The 234-nt window shown below is 50.4% G+C and carries 1 protein-coding gene; it reads right to left on the bottom strand.

Features of this window, described 5'->3' with window-relative positions; genetic code table 11:
• Positions 1-40: 40 nt before the first annotated feature.
• Positions 41-234: hypothetical protein (locus AAEY93_RS21150; RefSeq protein ID WP_351079729.1), on the bottom strand; the 194-nt coding region annotated here is incomplete at its 5' end.

Raw genomic sequence — 234 nt, 5'->3', positions numbered from 1 at the left:
AGTCTAAGCAGACACCTGAGTCTGAGTTGCTGCCATATCATCAGCCTGTCTCAAAGCTGGTCAATAGACCCTCGTCAAAACTACCAGTATGGCTATTACCGGTATTGGCAGCGGTACTTATTACCGGTGTCTTGCTAGGCAGGTATTGGGGTGGTAATGAGGTCGCAACTGATGAGCAGGTCGTCTCCTCAGGAATACCAACTCTGGCGGCAACAGGTACTGACAACACTGAGC

The organism is Shewanella sp. CAL98-MNA-CIBAN-0140 (assembly GCF_040309905.1).
Lineage (GTDB): Bacteria > Pseudomonadota > Gammaproteobacteria > Enterobacterales > Shewanellaceae > Shewanella > Shewanella psychromarinicola.
Note: the sequence above shows the minus strand (reverse complement) of the source record. Positions and strands in the feature narration are given on the sequence as shown.